Consider the following 19267-nt stretch of genomic DNA (forward strand, 5'->3'; position numbering starts at 1 on the left):
TTAAACTGCCAGATAAAAATTAGTGCATATCCTGGCCGGAAACAACTTCCCTGGCAAATCTAATCCGTTTGGTTTCCGGTACATTATCCGCCGGGCCGAAAGTTAATGCGTTGGTGGGGCAGGCGGTGACGCAAGCGGGCTTCAGGCCTGCGTCAATGCGTTCCAGGCACAGATCGCATTTGACTGCTTTACCCTTTTGCCCATCCCATTGGGGAGCACTCCACGGGCAGGCCATAATGCAGCTTTTACACCCGGCGCAGCGGTTTTGGTTAATAAATATTACACCATCGATGTCGCGCTTTTGAATGGCCTTGTTGGGACAGGCCGGTACGCACCAGGGGTCGGCGCAGTGAAAACAGGACAGGAAAACAAAGTTGGCTTTGGGGCGCCCGTTTCTGTCAACCGGACCCACCTCGATAATTTGGTTGGGTTTGGGTCCCACGCTCAGCCCCTTGTTGATTTTGCACTGCACCTGGCAGCTGCGGCAGGAAATACACCTGCTTTCATCTTGGAAAATGGCGTATGCGCTCATGAAAAACCCTCCGATTTTTTATTTTATAATTAAATTGCTTGTACTTTAACATGTACATGCTGCAGTGCCGGGCTACCCCCGATCATATCGGATATGTTTTCCTGCAGCAGGGTGTCGCTGGCACCCTTGTTGTAGCATCTGGTCAGTGCTTTTACTCTGCGGCCAAACCCGTGCACCATGAACACAGCTTCGGGGTGAATTAAATCTGTCACGTGGGCTTTAATGGTATCCCGGCCGCGGGATGAGGAAATCTGGACGGTTTGGCCGTTCTTAATGCCCAGTTTTTCTGCTTTTTTTGTATTGATCCATAATAGGTTTTCCGGCATTAGTTCATTCAGCAGCGGGTTGTTTTGTGTTGAAACATGGGTATGGGCAATGCTCCGGCCTATCAGCAGGCGGAAATGACCTTCTGCGGGCGGCTGTACCGTTTCATATTCAGGGAAAGACGGGTACCCGTTTTCCTCCAGCAAACTGGACACAAATTCTATCTTGCCCGACGGTGTTTTGAATTGAATGCCATCCTCACGGTTCCAGTATAATGGCTCATCGGCCAGGGTTACAAAACCCTTCCCGGCAAAATCATCCAGTGTTAAACCGGTTCCCTGCAGCTGGTAGTTCCACAGGTCCTCCAGGGTTTGGTAAGGGAAGTAATGGCCGATGTCCAACCGGTCAGCCAGTTTTTTAATAATTTCCCAGCCCGGTTTAGTATCGTACCTTGGTGTTACCGCTGGTTTGCGTATATATAAAGATGGCTTTAAACCGGAGTTTTCCTGGATGGAATCCCCTCTTTCCAGATAAATGGATTCGGGCAATACAACATCGGAATACCAGGCCGTTTCGCTAAATTGAATATCAATGGTAACCAGTAAATCCAGCTTCTCAAAGGCCCGTTTATTGTTTTCGTAATCGGGTATGGAAAGCATGGGATCGTGACGCCACACAATCAAACCTTTCACCGGGTAGGGATCCTCGCTAAGTATCACCTGGGGCAGCATTTGCACCACCCCGTGGGCCGGGTCGGGAGTAGGCAGTTTGGCTGTGCCCGCTCCGTCACACCTGGGCACTTTAATATCGGGTAGCTGTTGGTCGGTCAATTTATTCAGGGGTTTTTTACCGAAATCCTTGGCGTTCTTCTTGAAAAAAATACCTCCGGGTGCTTCAATGCTGCCCATCAATGCATTTAACATAATCAGTGCCCGGCGTACATACACTTCGTTTGTATAGTGAGCAGAACGGTAACCGTAATGGAATATCACCGCCGGTTTGGCTGCGCTGGCCTGCCGGGCCAGGGAGATGATTTCCTTAGCGGGTATCCCGGTTTGCTCCTCGGCCCACTGGGGCGTGTATTTTCCTACAAACTGTTTTAGTTCTTCAAAGCCGAGCACCCAGCGTTTGACATAATCCTTGTCGTACAGTTCTTCATTAATTATTACATGCATCAGCGCATAGCTGAGGGCCAGGTCGGTACCCGGTCTAATCATTAAAAATTTGTCCGCTTTGGTGGCGGTAACTGTGACCCGGGGGTCGATATAGGTGAGTTTGGTGCCGTTTTCCAGTGCGCTGGTTAATTGTTTGACCATTTTAAGTTCGATTGACTCGAAATAATTGCGGCCAAATAGAATAATATGTTTTGCTTTAGCTAAATCCACGCTAACGCTGCTATCGGTGTAACCTGTTAAAGATCTGAAGGCAGTATTTAAAGAACCTTTGCAGCAGCTGTCATGGCTAAAGTAATTGGGGGAACCCAGTGCCCGCATAAATGTTTTACTGATGTGGGAGTTGAGCTGGCTTCTTTCTGTATAGGCGATGCTGTGGGCACCGTATTTTTCCTTAATCTCTTTGAGCTTTGTGGCTACGTAATCCAGTGCTTCATCCCAGGTGGCCTCACGCCATTGTCCCGACCCGCGGGGACCTGTTCTAATAAGCGGCTTTTTTAGCCTTTCCTGGTCATTTAACAGGCATACCCCGGCTGCGCCCTTGGGACATATACTGCCCTTTATACCCGGGTCATGCGGATTACCTTCGATTAATTTAACGTTATCGTTATCAACCATAACTTGAATAGGGCATCTAACGGAACACATCAAACAAATGCTGTGAACACTCTGCATGTGCTTACCCTCCCTGAATTTAACAACCATGGTACATTAACCATTCATTTAATCCGGTGAAGTCTAACAATTAAAAATTGTAATTGTAAATATAGTGAAGCATTATATTTAAAAATATCAAACAATTGACACGGCCAGTGTCCGGGCGTTGACAAGAGTTGTGTCTTTTTCAGGACATAGTGCCGGTTTGCTATTATAAACGCCAGGCTTAGGGCGGGCGCTTATTATTTACCGCACATTATCACCTTGTTTTTTGATCATACTGGTAGCACCGCAGGTTACCGTAATAGCATTTTGCAGGAGCACATATAATGTTATATACATAAGGGGGATTGAGCTCATGATGTCACAGTGCCTTTCCATAGGTACCGCATTCCATAAGGATTTGCTTAAAGACACTCTGGGCCAGGAACTAAAGGCGCTTAAAAATAAAGGTTTGGATGTCCGCATGGAGGAAACCCCGGTTGGTGGCCTTACCTTTTTAGCTTGCTGCATTTCCGGCGGTGAACAGGTGGAACCGGTTTTCAAACATCAAATAGCGGGTGTGATTACCGATTTAATTGTTAGTAAGTGGCAGGATAAGCTGCTTCAAGATATAATAAGAAATAACTATTATTATTTCGACGATGAAGAGAAGAGCACTATTTATGATTATGCCCGCAAGAAATTAAACCATAATGCAAAAAAACAGGAAAAGAACAGGCTGTGGATATTGCGCCGGTTGACCGAATACTTGAGTTTTAACAGCGATCTGGTTATTGACGGGTTTGTTCGTTTTCGGCTCAAGGAGTACGTCAACGATTTGTATGACGTGGCGGATCAAGCGGTGGATGATTTTTTAAGCGAGCGGGAATACAATGAATTTATACAGTTATTGCGATATTTTGTGGAAATTCAGGAACCCCGGGCGGATCTGGTTAATGTGGTGCTGCGTCCCGACGGTGTTTTTCAATTGTACGACGAGAAGGGCGGGCTTATAAATAGTGATTACTTAAAAGATTTTATGGTGGACCTGGCTGAAAGTGAAATCAACTATGAAGATTTGCTGATCAGTGCGCTGATTACCATCTCCCCCAAAAAAATTACTGTTCATCAAGGTAACGGTGGTTTTCCCGCAGGTACGCTGGAAACGATCTGCAAAGTTTTTTCAGGACGGGTTGACCGGTGTCCGGGTTGTACGCTGTGCCGGCGGCAATAACGGCCCCTTCCTTTTGGGCTTGTGCGTTGACAATTTATGTACGGTAAAATATAATACTTATTAGCTAAAAGCGCGAATAAAATGCTGTAAATGTAATGATGAGGAAGAGTAAACTCTTACCGGTTCCCAGAGAGAGGGTGCCACTGGCTGGAAGCGCCTTTGTACACGGAGAGTTGAAAACCACCTTTAAACAGCCGTGTTGAACCCGTGGTAGAACATAGTAAATACGGCCGGTTGGCACCGTTACATGCCACTTAAGAAAGGCCCCAAAGGGTCTTAAATCAGGGTGGAACCGTGGGATAATTATCTCGCCCCTGGCATACGTGCCGGGGGCTTTATTTATTACCGGTGACAAGTTTTAAAATTAATATATAAGCTAAACCAGGAAAGGGGTATTGGCAACAAATGATTAATGTAACCCTCAAGGATGGCTCGGTACGCCGTTACGAATCCGGAACATCTCTTCTGGAGATGGCCTTTGATATTAGTCCCCGGTTGGCCAAGGAAACGCTGGTGGCCCGGGTGAACGGTAAATTAACCGACTTGAGCAAAGAAATAAAAGAGGACAGCGCCGTAGAGTTCCTTACCTTCGATAGTGATGAAGGTAAAGATGTTTTCCGTCACAGTGCCTCCCATGTACTGGCCCAGGCCGTGCAAAGATTATTTCCGGGCACTAAACTGGCCATCGGTCCGGCCATAGCCAATGGCTTTTATTATGATTTTGATACAGCCCAAAATTTTACTCCGGAACAACTGGCCCAAATTGAAGCTGAAATGAACAAAATTATTAAGGAAGACTTGCCTTTTTGCCGGGTGGAACTTTCCCGCCAGGAGGCCATGGACAAATTTAACCAGCGGGGGGAACAATACAAGGTAGAGCTAATTAACGATTTACCCGAAGACGCGGTTATCTCCTGTTACCGGCAGGGTGAATTTGAAGATTTATGTGCCGGGCCGCACGTACCCTCAACAGGGCGTTTAAAGGCGTTTAAACTGCTCAATGTGGCCGGAGCCTACTGGCGGGGCGATGAGCGCAACAAAATGCTGCAGCGCATTTACGGTACGGCATTCCCCAAAAAATCACTGCTGGAAGAACACTTGCACCGGCTGGAAGAAGCCAAGCGCCGGGATCACCGCAAACTGGGGGCGGAATTGGACCTGTTCAGTATTCACGAAGAAGGCCCCGGGTTTCCTTTCTTCCATCCTAAGGGCATGATTCTGCGCAATGAGCTGGAGAGATTCTGGCATGAAGAACATAAACGGCGTGGTTATGATGAAATACGCACCCCGGTGATATTGAACCGCGCGCTGTGGGAGCAGAGCGGCCACTGGGATCACTACCGGGACAACATGTACTTTACCCGTATTGATGATGCCGATTACGCCATCAAGCCCATGAACTGTCCGGGCAGTATGCTGGTTTACAAAAGCCGGTTGCACAGTTACCGCGAGTTGCCCATACGCATGGCCGAACTGGGTTTGGTGCATCGACATGAGCTTTCCGGTGTGCTGCACGGTCTGATGCGGGTACGCTGTTTTACCCAGGATGACGCCCATATCTTTATGCTACCCGGGCAGATAAAGGATGAAATTGCCGGTGTTATTGATATGGTTAATGATTTTTACCAGGTGTTTGGATTTAAATATCATGTGGAGTTATCCACCAAGCCTGAAAAGGCCATGGGCTCCGATGAGATATGGGAAATGGCCACAAACACTTTGCAAGAGGCCCTGGAGGCCCGGGGTTTGCCCTACAAAGTTAATGAAGGAGACGGTGCTTTTTATGGTCCCAAGATAGACTTCCACCTGGAGGATTGCCTGGGTCGTACCTGGCAGTGCGGCACCATTCAATTGGATTTTCAGATGCCCGAGTTATTTGACCTGACCTACGTGGGTGAAGACGGCCAGAAGCATCGTCCCGTGATGATCCACCGGGTGGTGTTTGGCAGTATCGAGCGGTTTATCGGTATTCTCACCGAGCATTTTGCCGGTGCCTTCCCGGCCTGGTTGGCTCCGGTGCAGGTAAAGGTGTTGCCCATCACCGACCGCCACATGGATTATGCCCATAAAGTGGTGGAGGCGCTGGCTAAAAATGATATCCGGGTGGAACTGGATGCCCGCAATGAAAAGGTTAATTACAAAATCAGGGAAGCCCAGGCTCAAAAGATACCTTATATGCTGGTGCTGGGTGACCGGGAGGCCGAAGCCGGAGCAGTGGCGGTGCGCCACCGCAGCCAGGGGGACCTGGGCGCCATGCCGCTGGAAAAGTTTATCGAAAAATTGGTGCAGGAAATTAATGATAAAGATTGCAAATAAAACACCGTGCAAGGGGCACCGGGCGGGGAGTTGACGGGGCCGGTGGACCGTGGTATAATAAACCACAAATTGTATATTAAAAGGTTATCAAGTAGAAGCCACTCGCTTCTCACCCCGGAACATCCACTGGATTGTTTAAGGGTTATTACGAGCTACCATAAATGTTTATGATAATTTATTGGTATTTTTTGGCGGGTGCAAACCCGCCTTTTTAATTTGCAGGGAGGTGAAATTTATTTCCAGGGAACACCGGATAAATGAAAATATCCGAGTTAGAGAAATCAGGGTGGTGGATGTTGACGGTAAGCAGCTGGGTGTGCTGCCTACCCGTGAGGCATTCAAGCTGGCGGAGGAGAGGCAGCTGGATCTGGTTGAGATAGCACCGCAGGCCAAGCCACCGGTTTGCCGTATTATGGACTACGGCAAATTTAGATATGAGCAAAGCAAACGGGAGAAGGAAGCCAGGAAAAACCAGCGCATCATCAATGTCAAGGAAGTTAAGCTAAGACCCAATATTGATGATCATGATTTTAACGTAAAGGCTAAAAACGCGATCCGTTTTTTGAAAGACGGTGACAAGGTAAAGGTTACCATTATGTTCCGCGGGCGGCAGATTGTGCACCCCGATCTAGGGAAAAAACTTCTGGAACGGATGGCGGAGCAAGTTACGGATCTGGCCAATGTGGAAAGACAGCCCAAACTTGAGGGCAAAAATATGATTATGATTTTGGCGCCCAAGCAACAGCAGGAGTAGTGCCATATACAGGAAGGAGTGAAGTTATCAATGCCCAAAATCAAAACCCACCGTGGTGCCGCCAAACGTTTCAAAAAGACGGGAACAGGCAAATTTAAGGGCTCGCACGCATTTCACAGTCATATTTTGGGGAAGAAATCGGCCAAACGCAAGCGCAACCTTCGTAAGTCCGTGGTTGTCCATCCATCCGATGCTGCTAGACTGCAGCGCCTTCTCCCTTAATCAGTGAAGTTGTATTCTGTTAAAAAGGAGGAATAACTATGCCACGGGCGAAGAGTAGTGTGGTTTCACGCAAAAGACACAAGAAGATTTTAAAACTGGCCAAGGGCTATAGAGGGTCCAAAAGCAAATTATTCCGGGTAGCCAACCAGCAGGTAATGAAATCCCTGATGTACGCTTACCGGGACCGTAAAGCCAGAAAGCGGGACTTTAGAAGACTTTGGATTACCCGCATCAATGCCGCAGCACGGGAAAACGGCATGTCCTACAACCGTTTCATCAACGGTTTGAGAAATGCCGGGGTGGACATTAACCGTAAAGTGCTGGCTGACCTGGCGGTAAATGACAGTAAGGCTTTTGGTCAACTGGTGGAAATGGCCAAGGGACAGGTCCAGTCCTGAATAAATCCTACAGTAACTTATCTGTGATATTACCCATTGCTGGTGATTTCCAGTTGTATTTCGGGATATTGAGGTCACAGGGAGTAATAAGCATGGAACATAATACCCCATGCTTATTTTAATTGGTAACATAAAGGCACAAAATAAGAATACCGCCGCGCCAACCTGAAAAACACCAGCCCCTGGCCGGTGGTATCATAACTAACCGGGAGCATAACCGATGCTGCAAAGTAAGCAAAATCCCCATATAAAATATGTGCGCCGCCTGGCCCGTCGCAAGTTCAGGGAGCAAGAAGGAAAATTTATCATTGAAGGAGTCCGTTTCCTGGAGGAAGCGGTGCAGGTGGACTGGCCGCTGGAACTGGTGCTTTACACCGGTGGCACCGCCGGCCAGGCGCGGGCCGGCCGGTTGCTGGATAAACTGCATCGGCGGGGTGTGCCTTTACTGGCCGTGGATGATAAACTATTCCGAGAACTGGCCGATACCCAGTCTCCCCAGGGACTGCTGGCGGTGGCTTGTGTGCCGGCGATGGGGGATATGGATCCACGGGTTTGGGCTGCGGAAGGCAGGGACTTGCTGGTGCTGGTGGATGGCCTCCGGGACCCGGGAAATCTGGGTACCGTTATCCGCTGCGCTGATGCCGCCGGGGCGGGCGGAGTGCTGATCATGAAGGGTTCTGTGGACCCGTACAACACTAAAACCCTGCGTTCCACTATGGGGTCGATTTTCCATGTACCCCTGTACCCGGTGCCGGACCTGGAAAGCCTGCTGCCCCGGCTGCAAGAGGCCGGTTGGAAACTGGTGGTGGGTGAACCCGCTGCCGGCAAGCTTATCCACCGGTGTGACTTGACCGGCCGGGTGGTACTGGTGGTGGGCAGCGAGGCCGATGGCGTGTCAGCTCTGGTGTGCCGGGCGGCCGGGGAAAGGGTGCGTATACCCATGCCGGGACGGGCCGAATCACTGAACGCCGGAGTGGCGGCCGGAATTATGCTTTATGAGGCCGTGCGCCAGAGAACCCGTTAAAATTCTTGTTTTCAATACAGCCATGTGATATAATCTGTTTTAATAAAGGTCCCCAAAAAATATGGAAAGGTTGTGGTTAAGTGTTTTTAACCGCCGAATTTTTTTGGAGGCTGTTTGAAGCAACGGGTTCCATCCGGGCGTATATGCTTTACAGAAGATTAGCTGTCCACTAATGCAGTATAGATAAGCCAAAGGTAATGAAGGGGATAAGTAAGCGGCTATTTGCCTTACAGGGAGACGGGGTCATGGACTGGGAGCCTCATCAAGTGCAATCCGCTTAGATTCACCCCGGAACTGCAGCTGAACGTATTTCCAGTAGGTGTAGCCGGATTCCCGCCGTTACCGGGTCCGGGCCGAAAATGCCTTGGCCCGGGTTTAGAGTGGTTGAGCTTTAATGCACAAAATTAGGGTGGTACCGCGGATTAATCCGTCCCTTGGGGCGGTTTTTTATTTTGTCTACATAAGGTGGTAATAATAGGAGTAATTGTTATTTCTCCAGAGGAGGATTTGTTTTATGCAGGAAAAATTGAAAAATATTTTGTCCGATGCCCGGCAAGTGTTGTCCCAGGCCAGCCGGCTGGAGGAGTTAAATGAAATCAGGGTGCGCTTTTTGGGTAAGAAGGGATTGCTTACAGGTGTGCTGCGGGGTATGGGTGCCCTTTCTGCTGAAGAACGGCCGAGAATAGGCCAGCTGGCCAATGAAGTGCGTTCTCAAATAGAAGATATACTGGAGCGGCGCACCGCTGAAATTAAAGAAAAACAAAAGATCATACGGCTGGAGATGGAAAAAATTGATGTAACGCTACCCGGCACCCCCTTGATGATGGGGCGTAAACATCCTCTCACCGTTATTCAGGAGGAGATTGAAGATATTTTCCTGGGCATGGGTTACACCATTGAGGAAGGCCCGGAAATTGAAACGGATTTTTATAACTTCGAGGCCCTTAATATTCCCAAGGACCACCCGGCCCGGGACATGCAGGATTCATTTTTTATAAACCCCGAAATACTGCTGCGTACCCACACCTCTCCGGTGCAGGTGCGTACAATGGAGCGAACCACCCCCGGGCTTCCGGTGCGCATTATCGCCCCGGGGCGGGTTTATCGCCGGGATGACGATGCCACCCACTCACCCATGTTCAACCAGGTGGAAGGCCTGGTGGTGGACCGGCGGGTGACCTTTGCTGATTTAAAGGGCACGCTACAGGTGTTTGTGGAAAAAATGTTCGGTTCCAGCACCAAAACCCGGTTCCGGGCCAGTTTCTTCCCCTTCACCGAGCCCAGCGCCGAAGTAGATATATCCTGCGTCATGTGTGGCGGCCGGGGCTGCCGGGTTTGTTCCCAGTCGGGCTGGTTGGAAATACTGGGCTGCGGCATGGTGCACCCCCGGGTGTTGGAAGTGTCCGGCTATAACCCCGAAGAAGTCTCGGGCTTTGCCTTCGGCATGGGTGTAGAGCGCATTACCATGCTCAAATACGGTATCGACGACCTGCGCCTCCTGTTCGAGAACGACCTGAGATTTTTAGCGCAGTTTTAAGGGGTCAGGCTTAAAGTTTTATAAACCTATAATAAATGATATATATCAATAAGCAAATATTTAGTGGTTATGCTTATATTCATTTCACGTGACTTACAAGTGTAGATAACCCAATAGCATTTGAGGAGGTATAGACTTTGCGCGTTTCCTTTAAATGGCTGCAGGAGTATGTGGATATTGACGTTGCCCCTGAGGCGCTGGCCGAGTCCTTAACCCTGGCGGGCCTGGCGGTGGAAGGTATGGAAGAGCCCGGCAAGGGTATTGAAAAGGTTTACACAGGTAAAATACTTAAAATAGATGCTCACCCCAATGCGGACAAGCTGGTGATTTGCCAGGTGGAAGTGGGTGAAGGGGAACAGACCCAGATTGTCACCGGAGCCACCAATGTTCGGGAGGGCCAGGTAGTCCCCGTGGCTGTGGTGGGTGCCAAACTGGCCGGCGGTTTGACCATTAAAAAGGCCAAGCTGCGCGGTGTGGAATCACGGGGTATGCTATGTTCCGGAGATGAACTGGGCCTGGACCCGGATATGCTGCCTGATGACCAGCGGCACGGGATTATGATATTACCCGCCGGTACGCCGGTGGGTGTCGATGTGAAGCCGTTAATCGGCCTGGATGATGTAATAATGGAGCTGGAGCTTACCCCAAACCGGGGCGATTGCATGAGCATGCTTGGTGTGGCCCGGGAAGTGGCGGCCATTTTGCAAAAGCCTCTCAAGCTGCCCAGCGCTGACTTTTCCACCATTCCCCCCGGGCCGGAGGACAGGGTGCAGATTGATATAGATGATCCCGATCTATGCCGCCGTTATGTGGCCCGGCTGCTTAAAAACGTCAAAGTGGGGCCGTCACCTGTGTGGATGCAGCAGCGGCTGCGAGCAGCGGGTGTGCGCCCCATCAGTAATGTGGTGGACGTGACCAACTATGTAATGATGGAAACCGGCCAGCCCATGCACGCCTTTGATTATCACAAGCTTAAAGACGGCCATATTATTGTGCGCCGGGCGGCTAAGGGTGAGACCATTATCTCCCTGGACAAGGCGGAAAGAAAATTAACCCCCGATATGCTGGTCATCACCGATCCCAACGGGCCCGTGGCGGTGGCCGGGGTAATGGGCGGTCTTGATTCCGAGGTAACCGAAAATACCACAGCGGTGCTGCTGGAGTCAGCTTATTTTAAACCTGTGAATGTGCGCCGTACCTCTCGGGATTTGGGACTGCGCTCCGAATCTTCTTCCCGTTTTGAGAAGGGTATTGATATTACCGGTTGCCTGCGGGCTGCCGACCGTGCCGCCGCTTTGCTGGCCCAAATGGGGGCAGCTGAAGTGGTGGATCTGGTGGTGGATAACTACCCGGCCCCGGCGGTGGATAAAACCGTACTCCTCCGTCCCGACCGGGTCAACCGGATATTGGATACAGAGCTGGCTACGGATGAAATCAGTACGTTGCTGACCCGCCTGCAGTTCAAAGTGCGGGAGGAAAATGACGGTCTGCTGGTCACCGTGCCCGGTCACCGGCCCGATGTCGGTATTGAAGCTGATTTAATAGAGGAGGTGGCCCGGCTCTATGGGTATAACCGGGTTAAAAACACCTTACCTACCGGTGTCATTACCCAGGGGGGCAGAAAGCACGACCAGCGCCTGGCTATAAATGTGAAAAATTTTCTGGCTCAAAGCGGGTTTTACGAGGTAATCACTTATAGTTTCGTTAATATACGGGTGTTCGACCGGCTGGGGTTGCCCGAAGACAGCCACTACCGGAGCGTAGTATCGCTGCAAAATCCTCTAAGCGAGGAGCAAGCCGTGATGCGCGCGTTGCTTTTTCCCGGCTTGCTGGAGGTGCTGCAGCGGAACAGCAACCGCCGGGTTAAGGATGGTGCTGTTTTTGAGCTGGGGCGGGTGTTTTATCCCCGACCGGGGGAAACCTTGCCCGAAGAGGTGCCGGTACTGGCGGCGGCGGTTACCGGGGTTACCCCGGGTGGTTGGAATGCCCGGCCGGTGCCGATGGACTTCTACTACCTCAAGGGTGTATTGGAAGCTTTGCTGGCCCATACGGGGATCAAAGATGTTTCATTCATTCCCGCCACCGGTAATAATGTATTTCACCCCGGGCGTGTGGCCAGTGTGCTGGCCGGTGATGTAGAGCTGGGTATTATCGGGGAACTGCATCCCGATGTACAGGAAAACTATGACCTGGACCAGAGGGTAACGGTGATGGAACTTGATTTCAACCGGCTAACCAGGGTTTCCGGTGCGCCCAAACAATACCGGCCGCTTCCCAAATTTCCCGGCGTGGACCGGGACCTGGCTGTGGTGGTGCGACAGGATATACCTGCCCGGCAGGTTATCGAAACAATCAGCCAGGCCGGGGGCAGTATTTTGCAGGATGTACGAGTGTTTGATATTTATCGCGATGAGCATTTTGCGCCGGGTGAGCATAGCATGGCCTTTGCCCTGAAATTCCAGGCGGCGGATCGCACCCTTACCGATGAGGAAGTGGCCAAGAAAACTGAGGCCATAATGCAGGCCCTGCAGAGAGACTTCGGGGCTGTTTTAAGGAAATAAAATTTGCCGGTGCCGGGTGTTGAAAGGTTGATAGTTTTTAACACCCGGCACCAAAGTGAAACGGTACCAAAGCGAAACCGGCTCTTAACCGGCTGTTTATCTTTTTATCCCGGCAGAAAAATAAAAAATATCCAGCCATAAAGCAGGAATACTGTGTTTTGTGCCGAATTATTTACCAAGTGTGCCTGATAATTGCTGGGGAGGCCTATTCATGTCAGATGAGCATAACCGGATCGATGTGGAGATAAACGGAGTACGTTATACTTTAAAGGGTGATAATACACCGGAAAACATGTTTAAAATGTCCCGGTATGTGGATGAGCAACTTAAGCAGGTTATGCGCCGTAATCCCAGACTGTCATTGTACAAGGCCGCAGTGCTGGTGGCACTTAATATTACCGAGGAGTTATTTAACTTAAGGGAAGAATATGAAAACCTGGTGCACATTTTGGAACCTGAAAGCAAACAGAAAAAATAGTTCCTATGCACTCATGGAGCGGGCTTCATGAGTTTTTTTATATTTTTCGGGGTAAATTAATTTGGTGCCAGGTGTTTAAAATAAAAGGATTAGAAAATGAAAGGACAGGCGTTGTATGAGAAACGCGGAAATAGCCTGGGCATTATACCAAATTGCCGATTTATTGGATTTTAAGGGAGAAGAATTTTTTAAAACCAGGGCTTACCGGCGGGCCGCCCGGGCTATTATCGGCCTGGATCGGCCGGTGGCGGATCTTTATGCCAGTGGCGAATTAAAAAATGTACCCAATTTGGGCAAGAATATCATCGCTAAAATCGGTGAGATGTTAAGCACCGGTGAATGTAGCCTGCACAGGGAGTTAAAGCAGCAAATACCCGTTACGGTACTGGATCTAATGGCTTTGCCCGGACTGGGACCCAAGCGGGCAAAAATGCTTTATGAACAACTGGGGGTAACCTCCATTGATGAACTGGAGCAGGCGGCCCGGGGCAGGAAGGTGCGCGGTTTGCCCGGTATGGGCGTTAAAACCGAGATTAACATTATTCACCATATCGGCTTATTGAAAAAGAAAGCCCACAGCCTGCCGCTGGGGGCGGCCAGAGAACTGGCGGCCCAGTTGGGTGAATACCTGGAGCAGTTGGCCGCAGTGCGAAAAAGTACCGTTGCCGGGGATATCAGACGCTGGGCGGAAGTGGTTTATAGCGTGGATTTTATTGTATTGGCCGACCACATGGAAGAGGCCGGGGACATTATAGAATCCTTTATAACACACCCGGTACTGGGTGAGGTGCTCTGGCGGGAGCCGGACCGGGTACGGACAACCAGCCGCTGGGGGGTACCGGTGGAACTGGTGGTGGTGACCCGGGAGCGGTATTGGCCCGCTCTGCTATGGGCCACCGGCAGCCGGTCCCATGTACGCCGCTTGCAGCTACGGGCCTGGAAGCGGGGCTGGCGGCTTGATGCCCACCGGCTTGTTTCCCGTTCCGACGGGCAGGCGGCCCGGGTGGATAGTGAAGAGGCCATTTACCGGCTGCTTGGCCTGCAGTATGTGGTACCCGAACTGCGGGAGAACAATGGTGAAATCAGTGCCGCTGCCGGCGATAGGTTGCCCCGCCTGCTGGATTTGGAAGATATCCGGGGTGACCTGCACATGCACACCAAATGGAGCGATGGGCTGGGCAGTATCGAAGAGATGGCCCGGCGGGCCAGGGAAAAGGGCTATTCCTACATTGCCGTTACCGATCATTCCCCCAGTTTAAAAATAGCCCGGGGTCTGTCCCCTGAAAGATTACTGGCACAATTTGAGCGGATCAGTGCGCTGAATGAGCAATGGGATGATTTTCACATCTTAACCGGGGTGGAAGTGGACATTCTGGCTGATGGAAAACTGGACCACATGGATGAAGTACTGGCCCGGGCCAATGTGGTGATCGCCTCGGTACACAGCGGCTTCAAACAGGACCGGGATACCATAACCAGGCGTATCAAGGCTGCCATTGAAAATGAGCACGTCAATATCATCGGGCATCCCACGGGGCGTCTGTTGGGTTACCGGGAGTCATATGCCGTGGATGTGGAGGAAATCATCGAAACTGCCGCGCGGTATAATAAAGTGCTGGAAATAAACTCTTCGCCGGACCGGCTGGACTTAAATGACTATTATGTGCAGTTGGCCCGGGAAAGCGGTGTGTGCATAGCCATCAATACAGACGCCCATGATTTGCGGCGCATGGATGAAATTATCTACGGTGTGTCCGTGGCCCGGCGGGCCTGGTTGGAGCCCCGGCATGTAATCAACACCTTGCCGCTGCCCGAACTGTTACAAGTGCTGCGCGGTGAATCCAGAGTATAGGCTCTACATAGTTAATAATCTATTTTTCAGGTGTTATACTCATGGCTCAAAGGAATTATGCAGGTAATGCCATAGACATTTACATTCCCCGGGAATTTTACCACCGGGACACTGTTACCGTAGCCCGGGAATTACTGGGCTGTATACTGGTGCACCATACCCCGGAAGGTACCACTGCCGGAATGATTGTGGAAACCGAGGCTTATTTACAGGGTGACCCGGCCTGCCACGCGGCCCGGGGGATGACCCCCCGCAACAGCGTGATGTTCGGGCCACCCGGTTATGCGTATGTATACTTTACATACGGAATGCATTATTGTTTTAACGTGGTATCTGCCCCCGAAGGGGTTGGCGAGGCGGTGCTGGTGCGGGCGCTGGAACCTTTGCTGGGGATTGAGTTAATGCAACAGCGGCGGGGGCGACAAAACGTTCGGGATCTGTGTTCGGGGCCGGCCAAACTGACCCGGGCCATGGGCATAGGCCGGGAGCAGAACCGGCAGGATTTGACTACAGGTGACTTATACATCAGCCCGGGCAAGGCATTAGCGCCCATTGTAACCACCACCCGTATCGGTATCAAGGAGGGGACGGAACTGCCGCTGAGGTTTTACTTGCAGGATAATAAACATGTATCCAGAAAATAAAAACTGCGTATGTCGACATAAATGTTTGCAGGAAATAATTACCATTATTTTGTTTAATGTTAAAGTATGTGCATACAGGAGCAAAATATTTGAAAGGGAAGTGGTCAATAATGAGGATAAAGGAGATTTACGAATATGTGGTGGCCCGGGGTATGGAAAAGGACCCCCGAGGAGCGGATGCTGTGGCCCGGGATTTATCCCTGGCCAGGAAACGGTATGATGACTTAAAAGAAGATGAGAAGAATGATTTCGATACTGACCGTTTGACCAACCCTTACAGTGATACCCGGTTACTGTACGGTAACCCGGAAACAGAAGTAAAGCGCATGCTGGTGGGTATTGATATTGAGGTGGGCGAAGTGCTGTTGGCGGACCGCCTGGGGGATAAAGGTTCCAAAGTGGATTTGATCATGTCCCACCACCCCGAGGGTAAAGCACTGGCGGCGTTACACGGTGTCATGCACCTGCAGGAAGATATACTGGCCCAGTTCGGCGTACCCATTAATGTGGCCGAGGGGATCATGGTTTCCCGTATAAATGAAGTTAAGCGCGGTTTGCTGCCTGTCAACCATAACCGGGCGGTGGATGTGGCCAGGATTTTGGGTATACCGCTGATGTCCGCCCATACCGTGGCGGACAATCATGTGACCAGTTACCTGCAGAAAATGATGGATAAGGAAAAACCCGATACCCTGGGCGATGTGCTTAAATTGTTGAAAAAAATACCTGAATACGCCGAAGCCGCCAAGTATAACGCCGGGCCTACCATTGTGGTGGGCGGTAAAGACCGGCGGGCCGGTAAGATACTGGTGGATATGACCGGAGGTACCGGCGGTTCCGAAGATGCCTATGCCAAGTTATCCCAGGCCGGGGTGGGTACCCTTTTGGTGATGCACATAGGGGAAAAACACCGCAAGGAAGCAGAAAAGAACCACGTCAATGTTATTATTGCCGGGCATATGGCCAGTGATTCGCTGGGCATGAATTTGATGTTGGACGGCCTGGAGGAAAAGGGTCTGGAAATAATACCTTGTTCGGGTTTAATCAGACATAAACGCATTTAGATAAACCAAGGAGCAGGATTTAATAATGAAAAAACCGGAATTACTGGCGCCGGCAGGCAACTGGGAAGCGCTGGTGGCCGCTGTACAAAACGGTGCGGACGCTGTATACCTGGGCGGCAAGCAATTTAACGCCCGCCGCAGCGCGGATAATTTTGATGATGTTGCGCTGGCCAGGGCGGTTGAGTATGCCCATGTGCGCGGTGTTAAAATCTATGTTACAGTGAATATATTGTTGGCGGACACTGAATTAAAGGAAGCCGTTCGTTTTTTACACACTGTTTACAACACGGGGGCCGATGCCGTCATTGTACAGGACCTCGGGCTGATTCGGCTGGCCCGGCGGGTAATACCGGAACTGGAATTGCACGCCAGCACCCAGATGACGGCGCATAATGTGCCGGGGGCGCTATTTTTGCGGGATGCGGGCATTAAACGTGTTGTGCTGGCCAGGGAACTGGATCTGAAGTCGGTGCGGGCAATACGTGAAAAGGCCGGTGTCCAGGTGGAAACATTCGTCCACGGTGCCCTTTGCGTATGCTATTCCGGACAGTGCCTGATGTCCAGCATGATTGGTGGGCGCAGCGGCAACCGGGGCCGCTGTGCCCAGCCTTGCCGGCTGGAATACCGGCTGGTGGATGGTAAAGGAAAGCCGGTGGCAGATTACGAAAAAGTGGGGGACTACCTGCTCAGCCCGCGGGACTTGAATACCAGCGGGCATATTCCTGAATTAATTAAAGCGGGCATTGATTCCTTTAAAATAGAGGGTAGAATGCGGCGTCCCGAATATGTAGCCACGGTGACCAGAATATACCGGACTTTGATTGACCGGGCCTCACGGGGAGAAGAATATAACGTCACCGGTGAGGAGATCGGTCAACTGGCCCAGATTTTCAACCGTGACTTTACCACGGGCTATTTTTTTGGTGTGCCGGGCCGGGATATGATGAGTTATAAACGCCCCAACAACCGGGGTGTCAGGCTGGGCCGGGTGCGCTCGTACAACCGGGAGACCGGAAGGGCTGAAATAGAGTTGGAAGCCCCTTTGAGGGTGGGCGACGGTATAGAAGTATGGGTGACCAGGGGAGGCCGGGTGGGCATCCAGGTAAGTCAAATTTTCACCGGCGGGCGGAAAACCCTTTGCGCCGAATCTGGCACAGTTGTGGTGCTGGAACTGAAGGGACATATCCGTCCCGGAGACCGGGTATTTAAAACCCATGATGTGCAGTTAATGGAAAACGCCGTCAAGACTTTCTCTTCCAGCCGGGAAACACGGCGTATACCGGTGGATTTTAAAGTGCAGGCGCGAGTAAGCGAGCCAATGGTACTGGAGGCAACCGACCCACAGGGGGTGACAGTCCGGGCCACTACCCGGGCGGCGGCCGAGGAGGCCCAAAAGAGACCGCTGACCAGGGAGTTTTTAGCCGGGCAGTTGGACCGGCTGGGCAATACCCCCTTCGGGCTTAACAAATTGACCTGTGAGCTGGGGGATAATGTGATGGTCCCGGTCCGGGAAATAAACGATGTGCGCCGGCGAGTGGTGGAAAAGCTGTCGGCGGCCCGGGCAGCGCTGCGTAAGCCGGAACCGCTATCTGAGGACGTTGTTGAACGCAAGCTATCGGCTGTAATGGATGAAGAAATCGAAAGGGCCGGGTCCTCATTCCCGGTGCTGGCCGTGGCGGTGGGCGGTGCGGCAGAAGTGCGGGCTGCGGTTAAAGGTGGTGCCGGGCTGGTTTATTTCAGCGGCGACCGCTTTAGAAGCAGGGGCAATGTAACTGCGTCCGAGGTTATTAAGGCCAGGCGCTATTGCAGCGAGGCAGGGGTCAAATTCTATCTTACCACCCCGCGCATTGCCCATGACCGGGAGATTGAACAGTATTTGCCGTTCTTTAAATCCCTACTGGAAGCGGAGCCTGATGGTATAATGGCGGCGTCATGCGGCTGGCTGCCGGTACTGCGCCAGTTGACCGGTTTACCCCTGGCTACGGATTTCGCTTTGAATGTGTTCAACCGCCAGAGTGCGTTGTTTTTAATGGAACACGGGGTTAGCCGGGTTACCCTGTCCACTGAACTTACCGGAGAACAAATCAAGCAACTGGCCGGCAGCGCCCCGCTGGAAACCGAGGTTATCGTGCACGGCGCGCTGCCGTTGATGGTATCCCGCTATTGCGCCGTGGGCAGCGTGCTGGGCGGCAAAGGAGAAAACAGCAACTGTTCCGGGCAGTGCCGCGGTAACACCTTTGGGCTTTTGGACCGCAAAGGGGTGATTTTCCCCGTGGAGATGGATCAGCACTGCTTGATGCATATATATAATTCCAGGGAACTGTGCCTGTTGGATACCCTTCCCTACCTGGTCCAGGCCGGGCCCGCCGTGCTGAGAATTGAAGCCCGCCGGGAAAACGAATTTTACGTGGCGCGCACAGTCAAAACCTACCGTCAGGTTTTGGACGGATTGCGCAAATTCCCCGACCGGTTGCCCGATCTGCAGGCCATTATGGAGAAATTGGTGGAAGGGGGACCTGGTTTCACCCGCGGGCATTATTACAGGGGGATAATGGATTAGTTTTAGGCAGGGAGAG

The 19267-nt window shown here is 51.3% G+C and carries 16 protein-coding genes and 2 other annotated features; of the genes, 14 read left to right on the forward strand and 2 right to left on the reverse strand.

Going from position 1 to position 19267, the window contains the following annotated elements; genetic code table 11:
• Window positions 1-19: 19 nt before the first annotated feature.
• Both LX24_RS11780 and LX24_RS11785 read right to left on the reverse strand, forming a co-directional pair.
• Complete coding sequence (locus LX24_RS11780) at window positions 20-532, reverse strand: 4Fe-4S dicluster domain-containing protein (RefSeq protein ID WP_166512344.1); 513 nt, start codon at window positions 530-532, stop codon at window positions 20-22.
• Between the two features lie 29 nt (window positions 533-561).
• Window positions 562-2643, reverse strand: coding sequence for a molybdopterin-dependent oxidoreductase (locus LX24_RS11785; RefSeq protein ID WP_166512345.1), 2082 nt, complete (start codon window positions 2641-2643; stop codon window positions 562-564).
• A gap of 340 nt (window positions 2644-2983) precedes the next feature.
• On the opposite strand from LX24_RS11785, the gene ytxC reads away from it, so the two are divergent.
• From ytxC to LX24_RS11855, 14 genes are all read left to right on the forward strand, one after another.
• Window positions 2984-3841 (forward strand): putative sporulation protein YtxC, encoded by an 858-nt coding sequence (gene ytxC / locus LX24_RS11790; RefSeq protein ID WP_243131726.1) that lies wholly within the window; start codon window positions 2984-2986, stop codon window positions 3839-3841.
• 86 nt (window positions 3842-3927) lie between these two features.
• Window positions 3928-4160: a binding site (T-box leader), on the forward strand.
• An 86-nt stretch (window positions 4161-4246) separates the two neighbouring features.
• Window positions 4247-6157 carry a threonine--tRNA ligase gene (thrS, locus tag LX24_RS11795; RefSeq protein WP_166512346.1) on the forward strand — a complete coding sequence of 637 codons (1911 nt, stop codon included), beginning with the start codon at window positions 4247-4249 and terminating at the stop codon, window positions 6155-6157.
• Between the two features lie 226 nt (window positions 6158-6383).
• Window positions 6384-6911 (forward strand): translation initiation factor IF-3, encoded by a 528-nt coding sequence (infC, locus tag LX24_RS11800; protein WP_166512347.1) that lies wholly within the window; start codon window positions 6384-6386, stop codon window positions 6909-6911.
• Window positions 6912-6941: 30 nt separating this feature from the next.
• Window positions 6942-7133 (forward strand): 50S ribosomal protein L35, encoded by a 192-nt coding sequence (gene rpmI / locus LX24_RS11805; RefSeq protein WP_166512348.1) that lies wholly within the window; start codon window positions 6942-6944, stop codon window positions 7131-7133.
• 38 nt (window positions 7134-7171) lie between these two features.
• Window positions 7172-7531, forward strand: coding sequence for a 50S ribosomal protein L20 (rplT, locus tag LX24_RS11810; RefSeq protein ID WP_166512349.1), 360 nt, complete (start codon window positions 7172-7174; stop codon window positions 7529-7531).
• A 220-nt stretch (window positions 7532-7751) separates the two neighbouring features.
• A complete protein-coding gene (locus tag LX24_RS11815; RefSeq protein WP_243131727.1) occupies window positions 7752-8555 on the forward strand; it encodes a TrmH family RNA methyltransferase in 804 nt (267 codons plus the stop codon).
• Window positions 8556-8635: 80 nt separating this feature from the next.
• Window positions 8636-8728 (forward strand): YqzL family protein, encoded by a 93-nt coding sequence (locus LX24_RS11820; protein WP_166512350.1) that lies wholly within the window; start codon window positions 8636-8638, stop codon window positions 8726-8728.
• A 15-nt stretch (window positions 8729-8743) separates the two neighbouring features.
• Window positions 8744-8993 (forward strand) — a binding site (T-box leader).
• Window positions 8994-9069: 76 nt separating this feature from the next.
• On the forward strand, window positions 9070-10092 hold the full coding sequence (gene pheS / locus LX24_RS11825) for a phenylalanine--tRNA ligase subunit alpha (RefSeq protein WP_166512351.1): 1023 nt from the start codon (window positions 9070-9072) through the stop codon (window positions 10090-10092).
• A gap of 137 nt (window positions 10093-10229) precedes the next feature.
• Window positions 10230-12653, forward strand: a complete 2424-nt coding sequence (gene pheT, locus LX24_RS11830) for a phenylalanine--tRNA ligase subunit beta (protein ID WP_166512352.1) — start codon at window positions 10230-10232, stop codon at window positions 12651-12653.
• A 211-nt stretch (window positions 12654-12864) separates the two neighbouring features.
• Entirely contained in the window at window positions 12865-13131 is a 267-nt protein-coding gene (locus LX24_RS11835; protein ID WP_166512353.1) for a cell division protein ZapA, read from the forward strand.
• 115 nt (window positions 13132-13246) lie between these two features.
• Window positions 13247-14983 carry a DNA polymerase/3'-5' exonuclease PolX gene (polX, locus tag LX24_RS11840; RefSeq protein WP_166512354.1) on the forward strand — a complete coding sequence of 579 codons (1737 nt, stop codon included), beginning with the start codon at window positions 13247-13249 and terminating at the stop codon, window positions 14981-14983.
• Window positions 14984-15024: 41 nt separating this feature from the next.
• Window positions 15025-15627 (forward strand): DNA-3-methyladenine glycosylase, encoded by a 603-nt coding sequence (locus tag LX24_RS11845; RefSeq protein WP_166512355.1) that lies wholly within the window; start codon window positions 15025-15027, stop codon window positions 15625-15627.
• Window positions 15628-15737: 110 nt separating this feature from the next.
• Window positions 15738-16691: a Nif3-like dinuclear metal center hexameric protein gene (locus tag LX24_RS11850; protein WP_166512356.1), complete on the forward strand. Its 954-nt coding sequence runs from the start codon at window positions 15738-15740 to the stop codon at window positions 16689-16691.
• 25 nt (window positions 16692-16716) lie between these two features.
• Window positions 16717-19251 (forward strand): U32 family peptidase, encoded by a 2535-nt coding sequence (locus tag LX24_RS11855; protein WP_207706604.1) that lies wholly within the window; start codon window positions 16717-16719, stop codon window positions 19249-19251.
• The last annotated feature ends 16 nt before the right edge of the window (window positions 19252-19267 follow it).

Source organism: Desulfallas thermosapovorans DSM 6562 (assembly GCF_008124625.1).
In the GTDB taxonomy this organism is placed as follows: domain Bacteria; phylum Bacillota; class Desulfotomaculia; order Desulfotomaculales; family Desulfallaceae; genus Sporotomaculum; species Sporotomaculum thermosapovorans.

Coding starts and splice junctions, on each gene's coding strand:
- LX24_RS11780 (WP_166512344.1), bottom strand. CDS start 532: ATGAGCGCATACGCCATTTTCCAAGATGAAAGCAGGTGTATTTCCTGC.
- LX24_RS11785 (WP_166512345.1), bottom strand. CDS start 2,643: ATGCAGAGTGTTCACAGCATTTGTTTGATGTGTTCCGTTAGATGCCCT.
- ytxC (WP_243131726.1), top strand. CDS start 2,984: ATGATGTCACAGTGCCTTTCCATAGGTACCGCATTCCATAAGGATTTG.
- thrS (WP_166512346.1), top strand. CDS start 4,247: ATGATTAATGTAACCCTCAAGGATGGCTCGGTACGCCGTTACGAATCC.
- rpmI (WP_166512348.1), top strand. CDS start 6,942: ATGCCCAAAATCAAAACCCACCGTGGTGCCGCCAAACGTTTCAAAAAG.
- rplT (WP_166512349.1), top strand. CDS start 7,172: ATGCCACGGGCGAAGAGTAGTGTGGTTTCACGCAAAAGACACAAGAAG.
- LX24_RS11815 (WP_243131727.1), top strand. CDS start 7,752: ATGCTGCAAAGTAAGCAAAATCCCCATATAAAATATGTGCGCCGCCTG.
- pheS (WP_166512351.1), top strand. CDS start 9,070: ATGCAGGAAAAATTGAAAAATATTTTGTCCGATGCCCGGCAAGTGTTG.
- LX24_RS11835 (WP_166512353.1), top strand. CDS start 12,865: ATGTCAGATGAGCATAACCGGATCGATGTGGAGATAAACGGAGTACGT.
- polX (WP_166512354.1), top strand. CDS start 13,247: ATGAGAAACGCGGAAATAGCCTGGGCATTATACCAAATTGCCGATTTA.
- LX24_RS11845 (WP_166512355.1), top strand. CDS start 15,025: ATGGCTCAAAGGAATTATGCAGGTAATGCCATAGACATTTACATTCCC.
- LX24_RS11850 (WP_166512356.1), top strand. CDS start 15,738: ATGAGGATAAAGGAGATTTACGAATATGTGGTGGCCCGGGGTATGGAA.
- LX24_RS11855 (WP_207706604.1), top strand. CDS start 16,717: ATGAAAAAACCGGAATTACTGGCGCCGGCAGGCAACTGGGAAGCGCTG.